The sequence below is a fragment of the Streptomyces polyasparticus genome (assembly GCF_014493765.1).
GTDB lineage: Bacteria > Actinomycetota > Actinomycetes > Streptomycetales > Streptomycetaceae > Streptomyces > Streptomyces polyasparticus.
Genome location: NZ_JACTVJ010000015.1, coordinates 34,029 through 57,365, shown reverse-complemented (window position 1 = coordinate 57,365; position 23,337 = coordinate 34,029). Strand labels below are relative to the sequence as shown.

Here is a 23,337-nt window from a genome sequence, read left to right as displayed (position 1 = left end):
AACACAACGCGCCCGCTCAACGCGCCCGCGAAGAACCGCACTTGGAGCCGCCGATGCTGTCCGGTCACCGTAGCGCCGCCGTATGCCTGCTCGCTGTCGCGGGTCTCGTAGGGCTGCCCACGGGCGGCGCGGCGGCATCGGCGGAGCGCGCGGTGTCCGCGAAGGACCGCGCGGTGTCCGCCAAGGACAAGGACCCCACGTGGTCCATCGCCCCCTCCTCCGGCAGCGGCAGAGGCGCTGCCGGAGAGGGGCGGCCCTACTTCTACATGGAGGGGGCGGCGGGCACGGTCCTCGAGGACAGCGTCACGGTGACGAACCCGGGTTCCGAGCCCACCGTCGTGAAGCTGCGGGCCGCCGAGGCCTACAACCGGGCGGACGGCTCCTTCGCGGTGCGCGACACCAAGGGCACCGACAAGCCGCAGGACGCGGGGAGCTGGCTGCGTTTCGCCGACGACGAGGTGAAGATCCCGCCACACACCGCCGCCCGCGTGCCGTTCTCGGTGGCGGTGCCCGAGGGCGCGATGCCGGGCGACCATCCCGCGGCCGTCATCGCCCAGGCGGGCGAGCGCAAGATGGGGGTGCGGGTGCATCTGCGGGTCAGCGGGCCCACGCTGTCCGCGGTCACCGTCGAGGATGTGTCCGTCGACGGCGACACCATCACGTACTCCCTGGTGAACCGCGGCAACACGGTGCTCGCACCGAAGCTCGCCGTGCACGCCGAAGGCCTCTTCGGCGAGGTGCTCGACCGCCCCGCGCGCCCGCTGCCGGTGGAGCTCCTGCCCGGCCGCGAGATCACGCTCACCGAACCCTGGACGGACCGGCCCGCCTTCGATTCCGTACGGGTGGAACTCACGGTCTCCGCGGACGGCGCGGGCAAGGACAGCGAGGCCGCCGAGGTGCGCCTGGTGCCCTGGGCCGCGGTGGCGGGCGGCTGCGCGCTGGTCGCCGGCTGTGCGGGGCTCGCGGTCTTCACCGTACGGCGCAGACGCGCGCTCGAAGCGTTCACCGCAGAGCTGCAACCAGAGGACGGACAGCGCGAGTTGGTTTCCGCAGGGACGGGAGAGAAGAAGTGAACGTCGACCGCTACCGCTCGAAGTGGCTGAGCCCGCTGGTGGCCGCGCTCTTGGCGGCATTGGCGTTCGTCACGCTCCCGGCGCCGGGCGCCGCCGCCGCGGAGAAACCGTCCATATCCGTCGACAAGGAAGAGGCGGGCAAGGGCGGCGAGGTCACCGTCAGCGGCAAGGGATGGAAGCCCGGCGCCCTGGTGACGATCCTCATCTGCGGCCAGAACATGATCGGCGGCACCCCGAGCTGCGCCAACGCCGACGGGGTGGCCATCAACACCAGCGACAAGGGCGAGTTCAAGCAGAAGGTCCCGGTGGCCGAGCCGCCCAAGGCCTGCCCCTGTGTGATCCATGTGGCGACCGTGACGGGCGAGAAGGCCACGGCCCAGGTGCCGTTCAAGGTCGCGGGCCATCCGGTCAAGGCGCTTCCCGACCGTACGAGCGGCGGCAGGCTCGCCGTGCTCGCGGCGCCCCGGTTCGAGGGCGACAGCGGGATCCTCAACTGGTTCGGCTCCCCGCAGAGCCGCAAACTCGTCGTGACCATGGGCAACTTGGGCTCCGCACCCGTCACGGACCCCGTCTTCAAAGTCGGCACCTCGCACGGCGTCTTCGCGCCGCAGTGGGAGGAACAGCAGTGGAAGGGCACCATCGCGCCGGGGCAGAAGGCCCAGGTCGAACTGTCCGTCCAGCTCGACGCCGGCGCCCACGGCGACTATCTGGTCTCCCTCCAGTACGGCGGCAAGGTGCTCGCCGAGCAGCCGTGGGGTGTGCCGAGGCCGTGGGGCGTGACGCTCTTCTGGATCCTGCTCTGCATCGTCGTGCCGGCCGCCGTGTTCCGTATCGGCATGGCCGTGGTCGACCGGGTGCGGCCCACCCGCAAGGGCAACAGGTCACGCCGGCTCGCGGAGGTCACCGCGAAGCTGCCGAAGCTGCGGGGGCCCTTGTCGGGCGTCGGCGGCGAGCACAAGAAGCCGCGTGTGCCGGGACGCCCCAAGGGCGATCCGGATGCGACGGCACCCGTACCCACCCCCCAGAACTCCGGGGCCGCCGCGAACGGGACCGGCACCACCGCCACCCTGCCGTGGTTCACCCCGGACACCGCGCCGGGCGTACCGGCACAGCACTCCGCACCGCAAGAGAACCGCCCCAATCCACCAGCTCCACCAGCTTCATCCGAGAGGAAGGGCACTACGTGAACACTCAAAGGAGAGTGAGCGCGCTGGGCGTCGCGCTCATGCTCGGCGGCGCGGGAATACTGCTGACCGCGGCACCCGCCCAGGCGGCAGAGTCGACCTGGAAGGCCAAGTGCACGCCGAGCATGGGCTCGGACCCGATCGAGGGCACGTCGATCGCCGACATCACGGCTCCCGCCGAGGCGAAGGTGGGCGACGAGATCGAGGTGACCTGGAAATTCGTCCAGGCCGCGTCGAAGAACCCCGACATCATCGATCTGCCCGCGGACTCGCTGCTCCCGACCGGCACCATCAAGGCGGCGGGCGCGCAGACGGGCGACATCAAGCTGGAGGGGCCGCGCAAGAACCCGGCCATCCCCAAGGGCGGCGACATGAAACTCGCCGACATGAAGGGCAAGTTCAAGCTGACGGCGCCCGGTGACCTCACCCTGACGCCGGATGTGTACAACATCAACGCCAAGGTCAGCGGCTTCACCGTGGACACCGAGTGCGTCCCCTTGGAGAAGGTGCCGACCGCGGTCACCGTCAAGGTCACCGGCGAGCCCGCCCCGACCACCGGTGGCGGCAACAACGGCGGCACGACCACCTCCGGCGGCACGACCACGACGGGCGGCGGTGACAACGGCGGTACGACCACGTCCGGTGGCACGACAGCCGGTGGCACGACAGCCGGCGGTACGACGGCCGGCGGTACGACCTCGACCGGCGGCGGCGACGCGGGCGGTGGCGGCGGCGGGAGCGACTTCAAGGGCAAGGAGGCCACGGTCGACTTCGAGTGCGCCTCGCCCAGCCCGAAGAAGAACATCAAGGGCGCGGCGACCGTCAACGCCAAGAAGAACGGCAACAGTTACGACCTCACGGTGTCGACCGCCAAGGGTCTGATGACGATGCCGATGGAGCTGCCGGCCAACGCCATGGCACCTTCGATGAAGATCAAGGTGAGCGGCGCGGAGACCGGCTCGGTCGATGTGAAGGGGCCGGCCAACAAGGAGAAGATCCCGAAGGACGCTCCGGTCGCGCTCTCGGACATGACCGGCACCTACAAGCCGGGCGCGGACGGCAAGGTGGGCCTCAGCCCCGGTGACATGACGATCAGCGTCAACCTGGGCGGGCAGGACATCAAGGTGCTCTGCAAGGCGGTCAAGACCAACGTCTCCCTCGAACTCGACGTGAAGGACGACGGCGGAGTGGCCGGCGGCGGCGACAGCGGCTCCACGGCCTCGGCCGGTACGGACGGCGGCAACCTCGCCGAGACCGGCGCCGAGTCCGACGGCGCCTTGCGCGCGCTCGGCCTCGTGGCCGGCACGGTGATCCTCCTCGGCGGAGCGGTCTTCACGTTCATGCCGCGGCGACGCACGCAGTAAGTGATGGTCCAACGGTGTCGGACGGGCTGCGTATCCAGCCCGTCCGGCGCTTGAGGACATCCGAACGAAGTTCGGATACGGGGTCCGGGGCAGAGCCCCGGTTTCGGGAAGGGGCGGGTAGGGGAAAAGGCCCCGCCCTCAACCGGACCGCGACCGCAGCCAGTCCACCACCGCACCCCGCACGGCGGCCGACGACAGCAGGGCCGCCCCGTGCGCCGAGCCCGCCACCGTACGGACGGTGACATCGCCAAGTCCCGCTCCCCGCGCGGCCGATGACAGATCCCGCGAGTGCGCCGGCGGCACGAACTCCGAGGCCGAGTGCACCAGGAACAGTGGGGCGTCGTCCGGACCCGACGCATACGTCGCCGCCGCCATCGACCGCCACTGCGCGGGGCAGACCGACGGCGTGCAGCCCGCGAGCCGACGCGCCTCCTTGCGCAGCCGCTGCTGCTTGGCCGAGGCCGTGGCGCGGCCCCCGTCCGTCCACGCCCGCCGCGGCGTGGCCACGGGCGACAGCGCCACGACCCCGCGTACCCGGGACGCGCCCTCCCCGTACCCGCCCGCGACCGTGGCGATCTGGCCGCCCGCGGACGAGCCGAGCACCACCGGGCGCATGCCGCTGTGCCGGGCCACCCAGTCGAGGGCGGCAAGGGCGTCCGTGCGCTGTGCGGGCCAGCGGGCGTCGGAGTTGAGCCGGTAGTCCACGTCGTACACGCGGAAGCCCTCCGTGGCGAACCAGCGCGCCCAGCGGCTCCAGTCCGTGTCGTCGGCCCAGTAGCCGCCGTGCACGATGACGAGCGCCGGGCCGTGGTCCCCGTACACGGTGACGGTCTGCCGTGCGTGCGATCCGTAGGAGAACTTCCGTACGACCGGATCGGAGACGGCCGGAGCCGCGGAGGACGACAGCAGCCCCGCGCAGGCGAGCAGCGCGAGCGAGACGCGGCGCAGCGAGAGGCGCGGGAAGGAGTGGTGCGGCGCGTGGCGCGGGAACGTGCGGCGCGGAAGCGCGTGGCGCGGGGTCGGGCGGCGCGGGAGGAGGCGCATGTCCCGCATCGTCCACGGGGCGCGCCGCGGTCCACGGGAGAAACACGAAGGGCCACCGCACCGAGTGGTGCGACGGCCCTTCGTTCGAGAGCGGCGTACGAGACGCGCGATCCGTGAGCTACCTCAGCGGACGTCACCCATCAGGGACTTGACCTTCTTGCGCGACATGTAGATCGCGAAGCCGGCCAGGACCGCGGCGGCGGCCTCCAGGGCGACGACGCCCTTGCCGTTGAGGTCCACACCGGCGATGGAGAGCATGCCGGTCACGGAGTCACCGGCGGTGACGGCGAGGAAGAAGACACCCATCATCTGGGCGGCGTACTTGCGGGGCGCCAGCTTGGTGGTCAGGGACAGACCCACCGGGGACAGGCACAGCTCACCGAAGGTGTGCATCAGGAAGATGAGCACCAGCCACCACATGGAGACCTTGCCCTCGCCCGCCATGCCCATGGGGACCAGGAAGACGAAGAACGAGGCGCCGATGATGACCAGACCCATCGAGAACTTCACGACGGTGTCGGGCTCGCGGTTGCGGCGGGCCAGGGCCAGCCAGATCGCGGCGACGATCGGCGCGAAGATCATGACGAAGCCGGGGTTCAGCGACTGGAACAGCGTGTTCGGCATGGTCCAGCCGAAGATCGAGCGCTCGGTGGAGGTCTCACCGAAGATCGACAGCGTCGAGCCGCCCTGGTCGAAGATCATCCAGAACACGGCCGCGGCCACGAAGAACCAGATGAACGCGTTCATCTTGGTCTGCTCTTCGCCGTTCAGGTCCTTGTCGGACTTGATGCGGGCGATCACGGCGATCGGGACGACCAGGCCGATGATGGTGATCGGGAGCAGCGCCCAGTTGAGGGTCAGGTCCCAGACACCGGTGAAGGCGACGACCAGGTAGAACGCGGCGGTCACGGCGATGGCGGCCAGCGTCTTGGTGATGACGGCGCGCTTCTCGGGCGCGGTCAGCGGGTTCGGGACCTCGCTGGAGACCGGGGCCAGGTGCTTCGAGCCGATCATGAACTGGATGGCGCCGAGCGCCATACCGACGGCCGCGAGACCGAAGCCGAGGTGCCAGTTGACCTTCTCGCCGAGGATGCCGATCGCGAACGGAGCGGCGAAGGCACCGAGGTTGATGCCCATGTAGAAGATCGTGAAGCCGCCGTCGCGACGGACGTCCTTCGGGTCGGTGTACAGCTGGCCGACCATCGTGGAGATGTTGGCCTTCAGGAGGCCGGAGCCGACGGCCACGAGGGCCAGACCGACGAAGAACATCACCTGCGTGGGCAGCGCGAGGCTGACGTGACCGGCGACGATCACGACGCTCGCGATGGCGACCGTCTTGCGGGCGCCCCAGACGCGGTCACCGAACCAGCCGCCGGGCAGCGTGAAGAGGTACACGAGCGACACGTAGACCGAGTAGATCGCGGTCGCGGCCGCCGCCGTGTAGGCGAGGCCGCCGCCCTGGGAACCGGTCGCGGCATCGGCGCCACCGGAGATCAGGTACATCACGAGCAGCGCGCGCATGCCGTAGTAGGAGAAGCGCTCCCACATCTCGGTCATGAAGAGTGTGGCCAGGCCGCGGGGGTGGCCGAAGAAGGTCTTCTCGCCGGCGGCGGAAGGCTTCGTCAGGCTGGACGCCATGGTCGTTCCTTGTTCGCTCGGGACGCGCTGCACGCAGCTGTGAGCGTGATGCGCGCCCGGTGGGGGGTGGCCGGCACCGGTCGCCTCAGCTCGTCCCCACGCCCAGGGGGCCTCGTTCCGTACGGAGACGAAGAAGAGAGCAGTGCGCTCCGGGATCCACGCCCCTCGCGCTTCTTCGCGCAGGGGGCCCGGCCCATAGGTCAATCACTAAAGGTTGCGGCGCAACCTCGCCCCGCAATAAGAGACTTTCGGCTGATTCAGGGGGCCGAAAGTCCCATCTGGGGTTATAGGCGTTCGCACACCATAAAGAGATTAAGGGTGCGTATGGAAGCATTTGAGAGCTGGATCACAAGCCCTGATGGAACCGAACCCGCAATTCGAAGGTAACTCACGAGAAACGCCAACAGTCTCGCAGGTCTCTCAAGGTGCTCCGTACCTCTTGGGGCTCCCATGCGGCCCTCCTGCCCCAGAGGTACGGAAGGCATGCCGGATGCCCGTATCTCCGCAGCCCGGGCCGACTACCATCAGGGCCATGACCCGTGTACTGCTCGCCGAGGATGACGCGTCCATCTCGGAGCCACTGGCCCGTGCACTGCGCAGGGAGGGTTACGAGGTCGAAGTACGCGAAGACGGACCGACCGCTCTCGACGCGGGCCTGCAGGGCGGTGTCGACCTGGTGGTGCTCGATCTGGGGCTGCCGGGGATGGACGGCCTGGAGGTCGCACGGAGGCTGCGGGCCGACGGGCACGCGATCCCGATCCTCATCCTGACCGCCCGCGCGGACGAGGTGGACACGGTGGTCGGCCTCGACGCCGGCGCCGACGACTATGTCACCAAGCCCTTCCGCCTGGCCGAACTGCTCGCCCGCGTACGGGCCCTGCTGCGGCGCGGCGCCGCGGAGGTCAAGGAGGCGCCCGCCACGCACGGCGTGCGGATCGACGTCGAGTCGCACCGCGCCTGGATGGGCGACGAGGAACTCCAGCTCACCGCCAAGGAGTTCGACCTCCTGCGGGTCCTGGTGCGCGACGCGGGCCGGGTCGTCACCCGCGACCAGCTGATGCGCGAGGTCTGGGACACCACGTGGTGGTCCTCCACCAAGACCCTCGACATGCACATCTCCTGGCTGCGCAAGAAGCTCGGCGACGACGCGGCCAACCCGCGCTACATCGCCACGGTGCGCGGAGTGGGCTTCCGCTTCGAGAAGAGCTGACGCGGAGCCGAGGCAGAGCTGATACGGGGGGTGTGGGGGACCGCCCCTTGAACCCCCTCGTACCGAAAGGTCCCCCCTGTGCGCCGCCGTCTGATCAACTCCACGCTCGCCGTGGTGCTCGTCGTGATCGCCGTCTTCGGGGTCTCCCTGGTCATCGTGGAGACCCGGACGATCACCACCAGTGCCCAGGAGCGGGTGGAGTCCGAGGCGGTGCGGCTCGCGTCCATCGTCGACTCCCGCATCCTCGGCCATGAGTCGATCAGCGCCCAGGTCCTGGGCGACCAGGTCGACGGCGGGCGCTATGCCCTGATCGAGATCCCCGGCCGCGACCCCATCGAGATCGGCGAGCGCCCCGCCGGCGATGTCATCGAGGCCGAGGAGAAGGGCGAGCAGGGCGAGACCGTCACGGTCCAGGAGCCCCGCTCCTCGGTGACCAACGAGGTCTGGCGCACGCTCCTCATGATCCTCGCGGTGGCCACGCTCGCCGTGATCGCCGCCGTGCTGCTCGCCGTACGCCAGGCCAACCGGCTCGCGTCCCCGCTCACCGACCTCGCGGAGACCGCCGAACGCCTCGGCTCGGGCGACCCCCGCCCGCGCCACAAGCGCTACGGCGTGCCCGAGCTCGACCGGGTCGCCGACGTCCTCGACTCCTCGGCCGAGCGCATCGCCCGCATGCTGACCGCCGAACGCCGGCTCGCCGCCGACGCCTCCCACCAGCTCCGCACCCCGCTGACCGCGCTCTCCATGCGCCTGGAGGAGATCACGCTCACCGACGACCCGGACACGGTGAAGGAGGAGGCGACCATCGCGCTCACCCAGGTGGAGCGGCTCACCGACGTGGTGGAGCGGCTGCTCACCAACTCCCGTGATCCCCGTACGGGTTCGGCGGTCTCCTTCGACCTCGACGAGGTCGTCAAACAGCAGCTGGAGGAGTGGCGCCCGGCCTACCGCAGCGCGGGCCGCGCCATCGTGCACTCCGGAAAGCAGAACCTGCGGGCCGTCGGCACCCCGGGCGCGGTCGCCCAGGTGCTCGCGGCCCTGATCGAGAACTCCCTGATGCACGGCGGCGGCACGGTCGCGCTGCGCACCCGCGTCGCGGGCAACCAGGTGGTCATCGAGGTCACGGACGAAGGGCCCGGCGTGACGCCCGAGCTCGGCACCCGGATCTTCGAGCGCGCCATCAGCGGCCGCAACTCCACCGGCATCGGCCTCGCGGTCGCCCGCGACCTGGCGGAGGCGGACGGCGGCCGTCTGGAGATGCTGCAGGCGCAGCCGCCGGTGTTCGGCCTGTTCCTGTCCAGCACGCCGCGGACACCGGCGGACGAGGAGCGCACGGTCCGCTAGCGACGGCGAGGAGCGGCTCAGCGCCGCGTGCGCTCCGGCGAGGACTCCTCGAGGAACGATTCCGCGCTGGCCACGGCCTCACGGGCCGGCAGCGTCCGGAACACCCACGTGCGGTACGACCAGAACCGGAACAGCGTCGCGATCCCGATGCCGACGAACTTGAAGACATTGGACTGCAGCGGGCTGTCCCAGCCGAATCCGTACGTCGCCGCGTACAGCACCCCGTTCTCGATCACGAGTCCCACGATCGAGAACAGCAGGAAGAGCGTCATCTCCTTCGTACGACTGCTCTTGTCCCGGTCACGGTAAGTGAAGTACCGGAACCCCACGTAGTTGCAGCAGATCGCCACGGCCGTCGCGAGGATCGAGGCGCGCACCACGGGGATCTCCGTGGTGTGCCGCAGCAGGTTGAAGACGCCGAGGTTGACCAGCATGCCGACGCCACCCACGGCACCGAACTTCGCGATCTCCCGCCAGAGCTGATCCAGTTGTGCGCGCAGTGCGCCACGCTCACTCATGGTGATCGGCCAGCCCCGTTCGGTCGTTTCCCCCGCTTATGTCTTCCGACCATGCTAACCACGCTGTGATGTGTGACGCAGGACTCGTAGGACTTTACGTATCCCGGGGGCCATTACCCTGGAGGATGTGACGTTCCCGGTAGTCGGCATGGTCGGCGGTGGGCAGCTCGCGCGCATGACGCACGAAGCAGGCATCCCGCTCGGCATCAGGTTCAAGCTCCTCAGTGACACCCCCACGGATTCCGCGGCGCAGGTCGTCGGCGATGTCGTCATCGGCGACTATCGCGACCTGGACACGCTGCGTGACTTCGCGCGCGGTTGTGACGTGATCACCTTCGACCACGAGCATGTGCCCCTGGAGCACCTGCGCGCCCTGGAGGCGGACGGAATCCCCGTACGCCCCGGGCCCGATGCGCTCCAGCACGCGCAGGACAAGGGCGTGATGCGCGAGCGCCTCACCGCGCTCGGCGCACCCTGCCCGCGCCATCGCATCGTGCGCGATGTGGCGGACGTGGTCGCGTTCGCGGAGGAGGGCGGGGGCTTCCCTGTCATCCTCAAGACGGTGCGCGGCGGTTACGACGGCAAGGGCGTGTGGTTCGTACGTTCCGCCGAAGACGCCGCCGATCCGTTCCGGGCCGGTGTCCCGGTGCTCGCCGAGGAGAAGGTGGAGTTCGTACGGGAGTTGGCGGCCAACGTCGTCCGCTCGCCGCACGGCCAGGCCGTGGCCTACCCGGTCGTGGAGTCCCGCCAGGTGGACGGCGTCTGCGACACGGTGATCGCGCCCGCGCCCGATCTCTCGGCGGAACTGGCGGGCAGTGCCCAGGAGTTGGCCCTGCGCATCGCCCACGAACTGGGTGTCGTCGGGCACCTCGCCGTCGAGCTCTTCGAGACGCCCGACGGCCGCATCCTGGTCAACGAGCTGGCGATGCGCCCCCACAACTCGGGCCACTGGACCCAGGACGGCGCCGTCACCTCCCAGTTCGCCAACCACGTACGCGCCGTGCTCGATCTGCCGCTCGGGGACCCGCGCCCGCGCGCCAAGTGGACCGTGATGGCGAACGTCCTCGGCGGCGACTACCCGGACATGTACTCCGCGTATCTGCACTGCATGGCCAGGGACCCCCAGCTCAAGATCCATATGTACGGCAAGGATGTGAAGCCCGGCCGCAAGGTCGGTCATGTCAACACCTACGGCGACGACTTGGACGATGTGCTCGAGCGCGCATCGCACGCCGCCGGCTACCTGCGAGGAACGATCACCGAATGAGTGCTGTCGTTGGCATTGTCATGGGCTCGGACTCCGACTGGCCCGTGATGGAGGCGGCCGCGCAGGCGCTCGCCGAGTTCGAGATCCCGTACGAGGTCGATGTGGTCTCGGCGCACCGGATGCCGCGCGAGATGATCGCGTACGGCGAGGAGGCGGCCGACCGTGGTCTCAAGGCGATCATCGCGGGCGCCGGGGGAGCGGCCCATCTGCCGGGCATGCTGGCCTCGGTGACGCCGCTGCCGGTGATCGGCGTCCCCGTACCGCTGAAGTACCTGGACGGCATGGACTCGCTTCTGTCCATCGTGCAGATGCCGGCCGGTGTGCCGGTCGCCACGGTGTCGGTGGGCGGCGCCCGCAACGCCGGACTGCTCGCGGCACGGATCCTCGCGACCTCGGACGCCGAACTGCTCGGCCGGATGCGGGAGTTCCAGCAGGAGCTCAACGACCAGGCCACCGAGAAGGGCCGCCGCCTGCGCGCCAAGGCGGAGGGCAACAAATCCTTCGGCTTCGCGAAGTAGGAGTCCGCTCGGGTCCGGCGCTTATGAGCAGGTCATGCCCCCGGGGTTACGTTGGGGGCATGACTTCTCCCTCCTCGTCGCCGGACACCGATCTCTCTCCGTACCTGGCCGAGGCCCTCGACCTGCTCGCCGAGCACCCCGTGGTCGACGGGCACAACGACCTGCCCTGGGCGCTGCGCGAGACCGTGCGGTACGACCTCGCGCGGCGCGACATCGCCGGAGATCTGCGCGGCCGGCTGCACACCGACATCCCGCGGCTGCGGGCCGGCGGGGTCGGTGCGCAGTTCTGGTCGGTGTACGTACGCAGCGACATGGCCGGCGAGGACGCGGTCAGCGCCACGCTCGAGCAGATCGACTGTGTCGACCAGCTGCTCGCCGCGTATCCGAAGGACCTCGCCCGCGCGCTGACCGCGGACGACATGGAGAAGGCCCGCGGCGAGGGCCGGATCGCCTCCCTGAAGGGCGCCGAGGGCGGCCACTCGATCAACAACTCGCTTGCGACGCTGCGCGCGCTGTACGCACTGGGCGTGCGCTACATGACGCTGACCCACAACGACAACATCGCGTGGGCGGACTCGGCGACGGACGAGCCCGGTGTCGGCGGTCTGTCGGCCTTCGGCCGCGAGGTCGTCCGCGAGATGAACCGCACGGGCATGCTCGTCGACCTCTCCCACGTTGCGGCCTCGACGATGCGGGACGCACTGGACGAGTCCGTGGCCCCGGTGATCTTCTCCCACTCCTCCTCCCGCGCGGTCTGCGACCACCCGCGCAACATCCCGGACGACGTGCTGGCCCAGCTGCCCGCCAACGGTGGCGTGGCCATGGCCACCTTCGTCCCGAAGTTCATCCTGCCCGCGGCCGTGGCCTGGACGCAGGCGGCGGACGAGAACATGCGCGCGCACGGCCGCCACCACCTGGACACCACCCCCGAGGCGATGGAGATCCACCGCGCCTTCGAGGCGGCGAACCCGCGCCCGATCGCCACCGTCTCGACCGTGGCCGACCACCTGGACCACATGCGCGAGGTCGCCGGCATCGACCACATCGGCATCGGCGGCGACTACGACGGCACGGCCTTCACCCCGTCCGGCCTCGACGACGTGGCCGGCTACCCCAACCTGATCGCGGAGCTCCTGCGCCGGGGCTGGTCGTCCACGGACCTCTCCAAGCTGACCTGGTCCAACGCGGTCCGCGCCCTGCGCGACGCGGAATCGGTGGCCGCGTCGCTCCAGTCCCAGCGGGGTCCTTCGAACGCGACGCTGGATTCCTTGGACGGGGTGAACGCCAACTAGCGCCCTGCGGTCGGAGGCGGCGGCGGGGTCTGGGGGCGGGCGCAGCCCGGACCCCCCTCTGCTGTCGCTGCCGCTTCGTGTCCGGCGCTCTGCCGCCTTGGCTGCGCCTGCGGTTCGGCGTGGGGTCGGTGCCGGGGTGGGGTACCTGGTTTTCGGGCAATGTGGGCCGGTACCGAGGGACTCGCGTTGGTGTTGACGGTCCGCCCGAAAACCAGGCACCCCACCCCGTCCCCTCCGGCCGGTTCCGCGGCTGCCGCTCGGTGGGGCTTCCAGCCGGTTCGGCAATCCAGCCCCTGCGGCGTTTGAGCAGATCCGAACGAAGTTCGGATGCGGGGGCGCAGGGGGCGAAGCCCCCGCAGGCCCACCCACCCCGGGCGCTCGCAAGCCGGGGCTCAGCCCCGTGTTGGCCACCCACCCCGGGGGTCCGGGGCGGAGCCCCGGTTTCGGGAAGGGGCGGGTAGGGGACATCCGCCCGCCGCAGGCACCCCCACCCGCACCCCCACCCACCCGCACGCGACAACGCACCGCACTACGCGGCTACCACCCGCACGCGACACCGCACCGCACCCCGCGCCGACCACCCGAACCCGCACCCGCCCAAGCAACCGCCACGCTTGGCCGAACCCCGTACCCCCGGACGCACCACCCGCCAGGTCACCCCCGCCCGCACATGCCACCGTGGCGATACGCGCCCCCGCACCCCCACGTGACCGGAGCCCCCGATGGCGGACCTGCAGGAAGAGTCGCTGGCCCCTGGAGAGATCGGCAAGCTGGACGACCCCCCGGCCGCCGCTCCGCCGACCACCCACGCCCCGGCAACCACCGAGGCCCGCCCGGCCGCCGCCGAGCCGTCCCGCACGGACGAACGACCGAGCACGGACGAACGACCGAGCACGGACGAACGACCGAGCGCGGAGACAGCCGAACCGCTGCGCCCCGACGAGCCGCAGCGCCCCGAGGCACCTAACCCCGCCGAGACCAACCCCCTCACCCAGGCCCAGACCCTCCTGAGGCGGCACCCCGTGGCCGACGGCCACAGTGGCCTCCCCTGGGCGCTGCGCCAACTCTCCTGGTACGACCTGGAGTTGGGCGAGAGCGCCCTGCGCACCGACATCCCCCGCCTCAGAGAGGGCGGCGTGGGCGCGATGTTCTGGTCCCTCGCCCTCCCCGAGGGCGTACGCGGCGAGCGCGCCGTCTCCGCCACGCTCGACCTCGTCGACCTGGCCGCCCACGTCATCGAGGCCAACCCCGAGGCCATGCGGCTGACCCGCTCGCCCTCGGACGCCGCCGACGCCCGTTCCCACGGCCGGATCGCCTGTCTGCTCGGCCCCGCCGAGGCCGTCGCCCTCGGCGACTCGCTCGGCGCCCTGCGCTCCCTGTACGCGCTCGGCGTGCGCAGCATCGGCCTCCACGGAACGTCCTGGGCCGGTCCGGAAGGCCTCACCCGCTTCGGCGAGGAAGTCGTCCGCGAGTGCAACCGCCTGGGCCTCCTGATCGACCTCTGCGGCAGCTCGGAGCGGACCGTCACCCGCACCCTCGCTGTCACCAAGGCCCCGGTGGTCTTCTCCCGGTCGGGCGCCGCCGCCCTGACCCCGCACCCGGCCAACCTCTCCGACGAAACGCTGACTGCTCTGCGTACGAACAAGGGCCTGTGCATGGTCCCGTGCGCCTCCGCCCGTACGGGCGGCACGCTGGCACGGATCGCGGACCACCTGGACCACGTACGGGAGGTGGCGGGAGCGGAGTGCGTCGCGCTCTCCGGTACGTACGACACGACTGAGGAGCCGGCCGAGGGCGTCGAGGACACCTCGCGTTTCCCCGAGCTGATCGCGGAGCTGGTGCGCCGCGGCTGGAGCGAGCCCGATCTCGCCCTGCTCACCTGGGGCAATGCCCAACGGGTGCTCAGGGACACGGACTTCACCGCCCGCGCGGCCCAGCAGCGCCGCCCTCCGTCGACGGCGACGATCGAGCGCCTCGACGGATAGGCGGCCTTGAGCAGACCGGGGCGGCCCTGAGGAGACCAGGGCGGCCTTGAGCAGACCGGGGCGGCCCTGAGGAGACCAGGGCGGCCCTGAAAGACCTACGCCGCCGGCCGCCCCATCGCCCGATACGTCCAGCCCGCCTCGCGCCAGACGACCGGGTCGAGCGCATTGCGGCCGTCGAGGATCACGCGCTCGGCGGCCACCGCGCCGAGCGCGGCCGGGTCCAGCTCGCGGAACTCGCGCCACTCCGTCAGATGCAGCACGACGTCCGCGCCGCGGATCGCCCCGAGCGCGGTGTCCGCGTAACCGAGGGTCGGGAAGAGACGGCGGGCGTTGTCCATGCCCTTGGGGTCGTAGACGGTGACCTGGCCGCCCTGCAGATGGATCTGCCCGGCGACGTTCAGCGCGGGCGAATCCCGTACGTCGTCGGAGTCGGGCTTGAAGGTCGCACCGAGCACCGCGACCCGCTTGCCCAGGAACGAGTCCCCGCCCACGGCCTCGCGCGCCAGCTCCACCATGTGCCCGCGGCGGCGCATGTTGATCGAGTCGACCTCGCGCAGGAAGGTCAGCGCCTGGTCGGCACCGAGCTCACCGGCGCGCGCCATGAACGCGCGGATGTCCTTCGGCAGACAGCCGCCGCCGAAGCCGATCCCCGCGCGCAGGAACTTCTTGCCGATCCGGTCGTCGTAGCCGATCGCCTCGGCCAGCTTCACGACATCGCCGCCGGCGGCCTCGCAGACCTCGGCCATCGCGTTGATGAAGGAGATCTTGGTCGCGAGGAAGGAGTTCGCGGAGGTCTTCACCAGCTCGGCGGTGGGGAAGTCGGTGACGACGAAGGGCGAGCCCTCGCCGATCGGGGCCGCGTACACCTCGCGCAGCAGCTTCTCCGCGCGCTCGCTGCGCACACCGACCACAAGGCGGTCCGGGTGCAGCGTGTCCTGCACGGCGAAGCCCTCGCGCAGGAACTCCGGGTTCCACGCCAGCTCCACGCCCTCCGGCAGCAGCGTGGCGAGCCGGTCCGCCGAGCCCACGGGCACGGTGGACTTGCCGACGACCAGGGAGCCTTCCCGTGCGACGGGGGCGAGCGAGGCGAAGGCCGCGTCCACATAGCTCATGTCGCAGGCGTACTCGCCGTGCTTCTGCGGCGTATTGACGCAGACGAAGTGGATGTCGCCGAACGCGCCGACCTCCTCCCAGGAGGTCGTGAAGCGCAGCCGTCCGCTGGAGCCCTCGATCCCGGCGACGTGCTTGGCGAGCAGTTCCTCGAGCCCCGGCTCGTACATCGGCACCTTGCCCGCCGAGAGCAGCTCGATCTTCTCGGGTACGACATCGAGACCGAGCACCTCGAACCCGAGCTCCGCCATGGCCGCTGCGTGCGTGGCGCCGAGATAGCCGGTGCCGATCACGGTGATCTTGAGGGACATGCGCGGTGCTCCTGAGGGTGCGGGGCAGGACTGCCGCCCGAGCATAGTCGGGGATACGGAGGGGAACATTCGCCCCGGGCACGGGGCCGGATACAGGGCCCGGTACGGAGCCTGCGGCCAGGGTCCTTCCCGCTGTCGCCAAACTCACGTATCGAGCGAGGCGCACGGCGCCTAAAATCTTGGTTACTTAACGGTAGTTAGCAGCAGTGGCACCTTGGGAGTGAGAGAACTTGGCGGGAAACGCTGAATTCGACCTGTACCGCCCGGCGGAGGAGCACGACATGCTCCGCGACGCCATCCGCTCGCTCGCCGAAGCGAAGATCGCGCCCTTCGCCGCGGCCGTCGACGAGGAGGCCCGCTTCCCGCAGGAGGCCCTGGACGCGCTGACCGCCAATGATCTGCACGCCGTGCACGTCCCCGAGGAGTACGGCGGCGCCGGCGCCGACGCGCTCGCCACGGTCATCGTGATCGAAGAGGTCGCCCGCGTCTGCGCCTCCTCCTCGCTGATCCCCGCCGTGAACAAGCTGGGCTCGCTCCCCGTCATCCTCTCCGGCTCCGAGGAGCTGAAGAAGAAGTACCTGGGCCCCCTCGCCAAGGGCGACGGCATGTTCTCGTACTGCCTCTCCGAGCCGGACGCCGGTTCGGACGCGGCGGGCATGAAGACCCGCGCGGTGCGCGACGGCGACTTCTGGGTGCTCAACGGCGTCAAGCGCTGGATCACCAACGCGGGCGAGTCCGAGTACTACACGGTCATGGCCGTCACGGACCCCGAGAAGCGCTCCAAGGGCATCTCCGCCTTCGTGGTCGAGAAGGGCGACGAGGGTGTCTCCTTCGGCGCCCCGGAGAAGAAGCTCGGCATCAAGGGCTCCCCGACCCGCGAGGTCTACCTCGACAACGTCCGTATCCCCGCCGACCGCATGATCGGCGAGGAGGGCACGGGCTTCGCGACCGCCATGAAGACCCTGGACCACACCCGCATCACCATCGCGGCCCAGGCGCTCGGCATCGCCCAGGGCGCCCTCGACTACGCCAAGGGCTACGTCCAGGAGCGCAAGCAGTTCGGCAAGCCGATCGCCGACTTCCAGGGCATCCAGTTCATGCTCGCCGACATGGCCATGAAGATCTCGGCCGCGCGGGCCCTGACCTATCAGGCCGCCGCCGCCTCGGAGCGCGGCGACGCCGACCTCACGTACCTGGGCGCGGCCGCCAAGTGCTTCGCCTCGGACATCGCCATGGAGGTCACCACGGACGCCGTCCAGCTGCTCGGCGGCTACGGCTACACCCGTGACTACCCGGTCGAGCGCATGATGCGCGACGCCAAGATCACCCAGATCTACGAGGGCACGAACCAGGTCCAGCGCATCGTGATGGCGCGCAACCTGCCGTAGCGGCAAGGCAGTTGAACGTATGGCGGGCGTCCTGCGGGGCGCCCGCCATACGTTTCCCTAGCAGTGATGACGTACGTGGAGATACCCGTCAGCGGTGACGACGTACGTGAAGATGCCCGTCCTCGGGCCAGGGCGGCTCGGCCGGCAGGATCCGGTCGAAGCCGTAGCCGGTCTTCTCGGCGACGCGGCAGGAGGCGCGGTTGCCGACCTGGTGGAGCAGGTCGAGGCGTTCGAGGCCGTCCGCCGCGAAGGTCTCGAAGGACCAGGCGGTGAGGGCTTCGAGAGCGCGGGAGGCCACGCCCCTTCCGCGCGCCGCCGCCGAGGTCCAGTAACCGACCTCGGCGGACTTCCCGCTGTCGTCCCGCTTCAGGACCACGTTGCCGAGCAGCCGGCCCGGTACTCCCGAACCGCCGGACGACTCCCGTACGGCAAAGCTCAGCCGGCTCCCGGAAGCCCAGCCGCGATCCTGGGACTCCAGCCAGCTCCTCGCGTCCGCCGCGTTCTCGATCGAGGACAGCAGCCAGCGGCGCATCTCGGCATCGCGGAACGCCTCGATCAGCGGCTCCAGGTCGTCCTCGTGCCAGGGACGCAGGACAAGCGCGGGGGCGGACGCCGTCGCGTCCACCCCCAGCCGGACGTCGGTCACTCCGTGACCGTCACCTTCTCGTCGTTGTTCAGCTGCTCCACGAGCTGCTTCACCTTGGCCTTGTCCCAGACCAGGTTGCCGCCGCGGCTGCCGGAGATCGGCATGTTCATCGACTTGCCGTCGCCGCCGGAGACGCTCTTCATCGCCCAGAACATCTCGGCCACGTCGAACAGGCCCATGTCCTTGTCGACGACCAGCGTGTCCAGGCCCGCGCTCATCGTGGGGTAGAGCTTGAAGGGGTTCAGGACCGTCGACGGGGTCGCGGCCTGGTTGGCGAGCGCCGAGAGGAACTTCTGCTGGTTCTTCGTACGGTCCAGGTCGCCGCCGTCGAGCCCGTAGCGCTGGCGGACGAAGGCAAGCGCCTGCTCGCCGTTCATCGTGTGCTTGCCCGGCTCGAAGTCGGAGCCGGACTTCTTGTCCTTCATCCGCTTCTCGACGTTGATCTCGACACCGCCGACCGCGTCCACGATCTTCGCGAAGCCGCCGAAGCCGATCTCCGCGTAGTGGTCGATCTTCAGGCCGGTGTTGTGCTCGACGGTGCGCACGAGCAGCTCGGGGCCGTCCTCCGCGTACGCAGCGTTGAGCTTGACCCTGCGGCCCGTGCCCTGGAAGGTCTTGCCGGACTCCGAGCCCACGAAGGTCGGGATCTCCACGTCCGAGTCACGGGGCAGCGAGATCATCGTGTTCCCGTTGTCGCCCACGTGCAGGATCATCATCGAGTCCGTGCGCTTGCCCTCGGCCGAGCCGGTGTGCAGGCGCTTCTTGTCCTCGGCGGACATGCCCTCGCGGCTGTCGGAGCCCACGATCAGGTAGTTGGTGCCGTCCCCGCCGCTCGGGCGCTCGATGACCTTCGACAGGTCGACCTCGCGCTTGAGCTTGGAGTCCGCCCAGAAGTACGTGGCGACGGACCAGACCAGGACAACCGCGAGCAGCGTGATCGTGCCGACCTTGATCCGGCGCCGCCAGTCCGGGGCGGGCCGGCCCGCGTCGTAGTAGCCGTCGTCGCCCCGGCCGCCGCCACCGCGGCTGCCGCGGGACGTGCCGCCGTAGACCTGACCGTCGCTGTAGCCGCTGTCGTAGCCGCCGCGGCCGTCGTCGTAGCGCTCGCCGTCGCCGTACGCGGGCTGCGAAGGGACGCCGTACTGCGGGGCCGCCTGAGGCCTGGGGGCCTGGCCGCGCTGGACATGGCGCATCACGCGCGCGCCTTCCGGCTGCGCGCTGCTCGCGCCGCGTCCGTATCCACGGTCGCGGTCTCCACTCAAACCCTGGGGCCAGTCATTCATGACCCCAGTGTGCAGGTTCCATAAAGGTCTGAGACAAGGGATGCCGAGAAACCGGACCACGGCTGTTGCAGAGCTGACACAAAGCACCCATCACCTGGGCGGACATAGAGTGGAGGCCATGACAGACCAGGCCCGTCCCCCGGAGGCGGAGATTCCGGGCAAGCCGACCTCGGCTTCCCGGACCACGCTCAGCCACATCATGACCCACAACGACACCAACCTACTGGGGACGGTGCACGGTGGCGTGATCATGAAACTGGTGGACGATGCCGCGGGCGCGGTGGCGGGACGGCACTCGGGCGGCCCCGCCGTGACGGCCTCGATGGACGAGATGGCCTTCCTCGAACCCGTACGTGTCGGAGATCTCGTCCATGTGAAGGCCCAGGTCAACTGGACCGGGCGCACCTCGATGGAGGTCGGCGTCCGGGTCCTGACCGAGCGGTGGAACGAGTCGACCCCGCTGCAGCAGGTCGGCTCCGCGTATCTGGTGTTCGCGGCGGTCGACGCCGACGGCAAGCCGCGCCGGGTCCCGCCGGTGCTGCCGGAGACGGAGCGCGACCGGCGCCGCTACCAGGAGGCGCAGATCCGCCGCACGCACCGCCTCGCGCGCCGCCGGGCGATCATGGAACTGCGCGAGAAGCGGGCGGCGGAGGGCCTGGAGGACTGAGGGCCTCGCCTGGCAGGCTCAGCCCTCTCAGTCCTTGCCGCACACCACCTGGTCCCCGGTCACCACACCGAACTCGCCCTGGTTGATGTCCGAGGCCCGCACCGCACGCACCTGCTTGAAGTCGGGCCCCGCCGTCACCTTCAGCGTCCCGCCCTGGCCCTTGACCTCCTTGAGCTGACAGCCGGGCAGCGCCGTCGCCAGCGAACGGGCCGAGCGGTCCCAGCGGGGGTCGTACTCGACGAGTGTGCGCTTGACCGGCGGCGCGTCCTGCGGCGCCCCCGTCGTACGGAAGCCCGTTTTGCGCAGGGCCTTGTCCACCCGGCCGCCGAGCCCGGAGACATCCGTGCCGTTGGCGACCTGGACGCGGATCTGCTGCGGGGCCACATCCACCAGGACCGCCTTGCGCTTCTTGCGCAGCGGCGCGAGCGGCTTGTCGTCGCGCAGCGCCTGGAACAGCTTCTCCGAGCGCTCCTTGTCCCACTTCAGCGTGGAGCCGATGCCCTTCACCATGTAGCCCATCTCACCGATGGGCACCGAGGTGAACTCGGAGGATGCGGGCGTGAAACCGCGCATCGCCCGGCCGAGGTCCAGCATCTCGTCCGTGCCGAAGGACTTGTCCGCGCGTACGGAACCCAGGATGGTCCGGGTCACATCGCGGAACTTCACGGGGTTGAGCAGCACACCCGACGAGGTGGCCTTGGCGATGACCGCGGCGAGGAAGCGCTGCTGGCGCTGCATCCGGCCGAGGTCCGCGGCGCCGTCGATATGCCGCGAGCGCACGTACTGCAGCGCCTCGCCGCCGCTGAGATGGTGCCGGCCGGCCGCCAGGTCGAGACCGGTGTACGAGTCCTTCATCGGGCTCGCGGTGCAGATCTCCACACCGCCGAGCACGTCCACGGTCTTCATGAAGCTGGTGAAGTCGACCTCGAGATAGTGGTCGATCTTGACCTTGGTCATGTGCTCGACGGTCCGGACCGTCAGATTCGGTCCGCCCTCCGCGTACGCGGCGTTCAGCTTGATCGGGTGCGCCTTGTGCTTCTCGCCGCTGTTGCGGTCGGTGTGCGCGGGCGCCTCGGCGTACGAGTCGCGCGGCAGGCTCACGATGCTGGCGCGGTCACCGTCGGCGGAGATGTGCACGATCATGATCGTGTCCGTGCAGTGGCAGGGTGCGCCGCCGAGGCGGTACTTCTGCCGCTCCTGCTCGGTGATCTTGTCGCGGCCGTCCGTGCCGACGAGCAGGACGTTCATGCCGTCCCCGCCGGAGGGACGATTCTTCATGTCCTTGAAGGGGTCGACCCGGTCGATCCCGGTGTCCAGGCTGGTCACCACCGCATGTCCGATGCCCGCCGCCGCGAGCACCGCCATCGAGAGGGTGGTCGCCATCCGCATCGCCCACTTGGGCCGGGCCGGCGGCCGTCTGCGCCGTCCTGGGGCCTGCCGCGCGGCTGGGCGCCCGGGCTGCCGTGGCCCTTGCCTTGGAGGTCGAGCGGGGCTGGGCGGCACGGGCACAGGGGGACACCTCCGCGGTGGGACGTTCGGACCACAAGCGGGCGCAGGGACCGTGCAACCGTAGGCCCATACGAAATGCGGCCCGGGGAGGCCACCCGGGGGCCGCGCGGCCTTGTCCCCCATTCGCGGTAACGCGACGGGTGATGAGCGCTTGGCGGAGACCGGCGCGCATGCCTGAGTCTTCCCGTACGGGAGGAGCCCCGGCCGATCCGATCGGCCGGGGCTCCTCCCGTACGGGGGGACCAGGTGCTACCAGGTGAAGTCCGGGTCCACGTGCATGCACGCGTCCTTGTCGGCGCCGTTCGAGATCGCCTTCTTGTCCGGTGCCTTCGGGGTCTGCTTCGCCGGGGTGTTCCCCTCGCGCCAGTCCGCGCCCACGATCAGAGTGACGCCGGAGACGTCCGTGCTCTTCTTGACCGAACTCGGCGGCAGGCCGAGGGACTTGGCGAGTGCCTGGGCGTCGCCCTCCAGCTCGGCGCTGGGGAAGCGGATCACCGTACGGGCCACGGAGACATCGGCGCCGGCGGCCGGCCGCTCGGCGGTCGCGCGGGTATAGCCCTGCTGCTTGAGCAGCTCGGCCACGGCGGTGGCACGGCCCTGGAGCGGGGCACGGGTGGCGTCGCCCGAGGCGTTCTGGACCACGACCCCGGTGTCGGCGGGCGCCGCGGCCGGGTCGTCGGAGAGCTCCTCCTCCTTCTTCTTCTTGGCCGCGTCCTTGCCGTCGAGCGCGATGTCCTCGCGGACGAGCTCGAAGAGGTCCTCCGCCTCGCCGGGCTTGGGCACGACCTTGGGGCCCACGTAGTTGAAGGGCATCGTCGTCATGTTGATGCGGGAGGTCGGGACCTTCTTCAACTCGCCGCCCAGATCGGCGAGTTTGGACACCGAGCCGAGGCCGTCATCGACGTTCAGCGCGTCCGTGGCCGCCTCGGCGAGGCTCAGCATCTCGCTCGGGTTCGTGAGCCGGGCACTCGCCTTGAGCTCGCGGATCATCGAGTTCATGTACATGTGCTGGGCCTTGGCGCGGGCGATGTCGCTGCCGTCCTCGAAGCCGTAACGGGTGCGCAGCCACTTCAGCGCGTCCTCGCCCTTGACCTCCGTGGTGCCCTTCTCCAGCTTGAGCCCGGAGCCCTCGCCCTTGGAGTTGCGCGAGTGGATGTTGGCGTCCACGCAGACCGGCACACCGCCGATCGCGTCCGCCATCGAGACCACACCGGTGAAGTCGACCATCACGTAGTGGTCGATGTGGATGCCGGTGAGCTTCTCCCAGGTGAGCACCGTGCAGGCCGGACCGCCGCGGCCGAGGCTCTGGTTGGTCGGCGTGTAGGTCAGGGCCCCGAACTTCTCGCCCGTCTCGGGGTCCTCGCACTTGGGAATGTCGAGCAGCGTGTCACGCGGCATGCTGACCACCGACATGTTGCTGCGGTCCGCCGACAGGTGCAGCAGCATCTGCACGTCGGCGAGCGGCTTCGCGCCGACGCTCTCCTTGTGCCCGCCGAGCCTCAGGTTCTCCTTGCTGTTCCGGTCGTCGGAACCGATCAGGAGCACGTTCAGCGGAGTCTGGCCCGCGGCGTTCGCGGTCGCCTTGGGCGCCCGGCCCGTTTCGGGCAGCGGAGTGGTCTCGATGTTGTTGTTGAGGTGCTGGTAGTAGAGATATCCGGCGCCGGCCGTGCCGAGTATCAGGAGCGCGAACACCACCGCCGTCCAGCGCAGGATCCGCCGCTTGCGGCTGAGCGGCTTGCGCCTGGAGCGGCGGCCGCGGCCCGGCGGAGCGGGGGAATCGCCCGGTGTACCGGGGTCCGGCGCACCGGACCCCTCGTACAAGCCGTCGTCCCAGCCCCGGTCACGCGCATGCGGTACGCGAGATCGTCGCGTTCCGTGTCCGCGCACGCTGTTCTGCGTCATGCCAGTCCCTCCCCAGCCTGGCGCGCCCTGGACAACCCACGTCCGTACGTCGCTCTGCACGAGCAGACGGTCGAGACGGCCCCC

19 protein-coding genes are annotated in these 23,337 nt (G+C 70.1%); 11 read left to right on the top strand and 8 right to left on the bottom strand.

Going from position 1 to position 23,337, the window contains the following annotated elements; all coding sequences use genetic code 11:
• Window positions 1-53: 53 nt before the first annotated feature.
• The 3 genes from H9Y04_RS29610 to H9Y04_RS29600 are packed head-to-tail and all read left to right on the top strand — an operon-like array spanning window position 54 to window position 3,621.
• Complete coding sequence (locus H9Y04_RS29610) at window positions 54-1,073, top strand: COG1470 family protein (RefSeq protein ID WP_187817153.1); 1,020 nt, start codon at window positions 54-56, stop codon at window positions 1,071-1,073.
• Window positions 1,070-2,260: a hypothetical protein gene (locus H9Y04_RS29605; protein WP_308801159.1), complete on the top strand. Its 1,191-nt coding sequence runs from the start codon at window positions 1,070-1,072 to the stop codon at window positions 2,258-2,260. The genes H9Y04_RS29610 and H9Y04_RS29605 overlap by 4 nt, the downstream gene beginning before the upstream one ends.
• A gap of 14 nt (window positions 2,261-2,274) precedes the next feature.
• Window positions 2,275-3,621, top strand: coding sequence for a hypothetical protein (locus tag H9Y04_RS29600; protein ID WP_187817152.1), 1,347 nt, complete (start codon window positions 2,275-2,277; stop codon window positions 3,619-3,621).
• Between the two features lie 138 nt (window positions 3,622-3,759).
• On the opposite strand, the gene H9Y04_RS29595 is transcribed toward H9Y04_RS29600, so the two are convergent.
• Window positions 3,760-4,665: an alpha/beta hydrolase gene (locus tag H9Y04_RS29595; protein ID WP_187817151.1), complete on the bottom strand. Its 906-nt coding sequence runs from the start codon at window positions 4,663-4,665 to the stop codon at window positions 3,760-3,762.
• 123 nt (window positions 4,666-4,788) lie between these two features.
• The gene (locus H9Y04_RS29590) at window positions 4,789-6,303 is read right to left on the bottom strand and encodes a peptide MFS transporter (RefSeq protein WP_187817150.1); all 1,515 of its coding nucleotides are present in this window, start codon (window positions 6,301-6,303) and stop codon (window positions 4,789-4,791) included.
• Window positions 6,304-6,835: 532 nt separating this feature from the next.
• Here H9Y04_RS29590 and H9Y04_RS29585 point away from each other — a divergent pair.
• Both H9Y04_RS29585 and H9Y04_RS29580 read left to right on the top strand, forming a co-directional pair.
• Window positions 6,836-7,513 (top strand): response regulator transcription factor, encoded by a 678-nt coding sequence (locus H9Y04_RS29585; protein WP_187817149.1) that lies wholly within the window; start codon window positions 6,836-6,838, stop codon window positions 7,511-7,513.
• Between the two features lie 78 nt (window positions 7,514-7,591).
• Window positions 7,592-8,857, top strand: a complete 1,266-nt coding sequence (locus H9Y04_RS29580) for a sensor histidine kinase (RefSeq protein ID WP_187817148.1) — start codon at window positions 7,592-7,594, stop codon at window positions 8,855-8,857.
• A gap of 17 nt (window positions 8,858-8,874) precedes the next feature.
• Here H9Y04_RS29580 and H9Y04_RS29575 read toward each other — a convergent pair whose 3' ends face one another.
• Window positions 8,875-9,375, bottom strand: coding sequence for a GtrA family protein (locus H9Y04_RS29575; protein WP_187817147.1), 501 nt, complete (start codon window positions 9,373-9,375; stop codon window positions 8,875-8,877).
• Window positions 9,376-9,502: 127 nt separating this feature from the next.
• On the opposite strand from H9Y04_RS29575, the gene H9Y04_RS29570 reads away from it, so the two are divergent.
• The 4 genes from H9Y04_RS29570 to H9Y04_RS29555 all read left to right on the top strand — a co-directional run bounded on the left by H9Y04_RS29570 (window position 9,503) and on the right by H9Y04_RS29555 (window position 14,437).
• Window positions 9,503-10,642, top strand: a complete 1,140-nt coding sequence (locus H9Y04_RS29570) for a 5-(carboxyamino)imidazole ribonucleotide synthase (RefSeq protein ID WP_187817146.1) — start codon at window positions 9,503-9,505, stop codon at window positions 10,640-10,642.
• Entirely contained in the window at window positions 10,639-11,160 is a 522-nt protein-coding gene (purE, locus tag H9Y04_RS29565; RefSeq protein ID WP_187817145.1) for a 5-(carboxyamino)imidazole ribonucleotide mutase, read from the top strand. The genes H9Y04_RS29570 and purE overlap by 4 nt, the downstream gene beginning before the upstream one ends.
• 59 nt (window positions 11,161-11,219) lie before the next feature.
• Window positions 11,220-12,452 (top strand): dipeptidase, encoded by a 1,233-nt coding sequence (locus H9Y04_RS29560; RefSeq protein WP_187817144.1) that lies wholly within the window; start codon window positions 11,220-11,222, stop codon window positions 12,450-12,452.
• A gap of 722 nt (window positions 12,453-13,174) precedes the next feature.
• On the top strand, window positions 13,175-14,437 hold the full coding sequence (locus tag H9Y04_RS29555) for a dipeptidase (protein ID WP_187817143.1): 1,263 nt from the start codon (window positions 13,175-13,177) through the stop codon (window positions 14,435-14,437).
• 95 nt (window positions 14,438-14,532) lie between these two features.
• Here H9Y04_RS29555 and H9Y04_RS29550 read toward each other — a convergent pair whose 3' ends face one another.
• Window positions 14,533-15,858: a UDP-glucose dehydrogenase family protein gene (locus tag H9Y04_RS29550; RefSeq protein ID WP_187817142.1), complete on the bottom strand. Its 1,326-nt coding sequence runs from the start codon at window positions 15,856-15,858 to the stop codon at window positions 14,533-14,535.
• Between the two features lie 230 nt (window positions 15,859-16,088).
• Between H9Y04_RS29550 and H9Y04_RS29545 the strand changes: the two genes are divergently transcribed.
• A complete protein-coding gene (locus tag H9Y04_RS29545) occupies window positions 16,089-17,246 on the top strand; it encodes an acyl-CoA dehydrogenase (RefSeq protein WP_187817141.1) in 1,158 nt (385 codons plus the stop codon).
• An 88-nt stretch (window positions 17,247-17,334) separates the two neighbouring features.
• On the opposite strand, the gene H9Y04_RS29540 is transcribed toward H9Y04_RS29545, so the two are convergent.
• Both H9Y04_RS29540 and H9Y04_RS29535 read right to left on the bottom strand, forming a co-directional pair.
• Window positions 17,335-17,892 (bottom strand): GNAT family N-acetyltransferase, encoded by a 558-nt coding sequence (locus tag H9Y04_RS29540; protein WP_187817140.1) that lies wholly within the window; start codon window positions 17,890-17,892, stop codon window positions 17,335-17,337.
• Entirely contained in the window at window positions 17,889-19,175 is a 1,287-nt protein-coding gene (locus H9Y04_RS29535) for an LCP family protein (RefSeq protein WP_187817139.1), read from the bottom strand. Before H9Y04_RS29535 ends, H9Y04_RS29540 begins: the two co-directional genes overlap by 4 nt.
• A gap of 118 nt (window positions 19,176-19,293) precedes the next feature.
• Between H9Y04_RS29535 and H9Y04_RS29530 the strand changes: the two genes are divergently transcribed.
• Complete coding sequence (locus H9Y04_RS29530) at window positions 19,294-19,842, top strand: acyl-CoA thioesterase (protein ID WP_187817138.1); 549 nt, start codon at window positions 19,294-19,296, stop codon at window positions 19,840-19,842.
• A 27-nt stretch (window positions 19,843-19,869) separates the two neighbouring features.
• Here the strand turns inward: H9Y04_RS29530 and H9Y04_RS29525 are convergent, their stop codons facing one another.
• Entirely contained in the window at window positions 19,870-21,345 is a 1,476-nt protein-coding gene (locus H9Y04_RS29525; RefSeq protein WP_308801171.1) for an LCP family protein, read from the bottom strand.
• 255 nt (window positions 21,346-21,600) lie between these two features.
• A complete protein-coding gene (locus H9Y04_RS29520; RefSeq protein ID WP_187817136.1) occupies window positions 21,601-23,253 on the bottom strand; it encodes an LCP family protein in 1,653 nt (550 codons plus the stop codon).
• Between the last annotated feature and the right edge of the window lie 84 nt (window positions 23,254-23,337).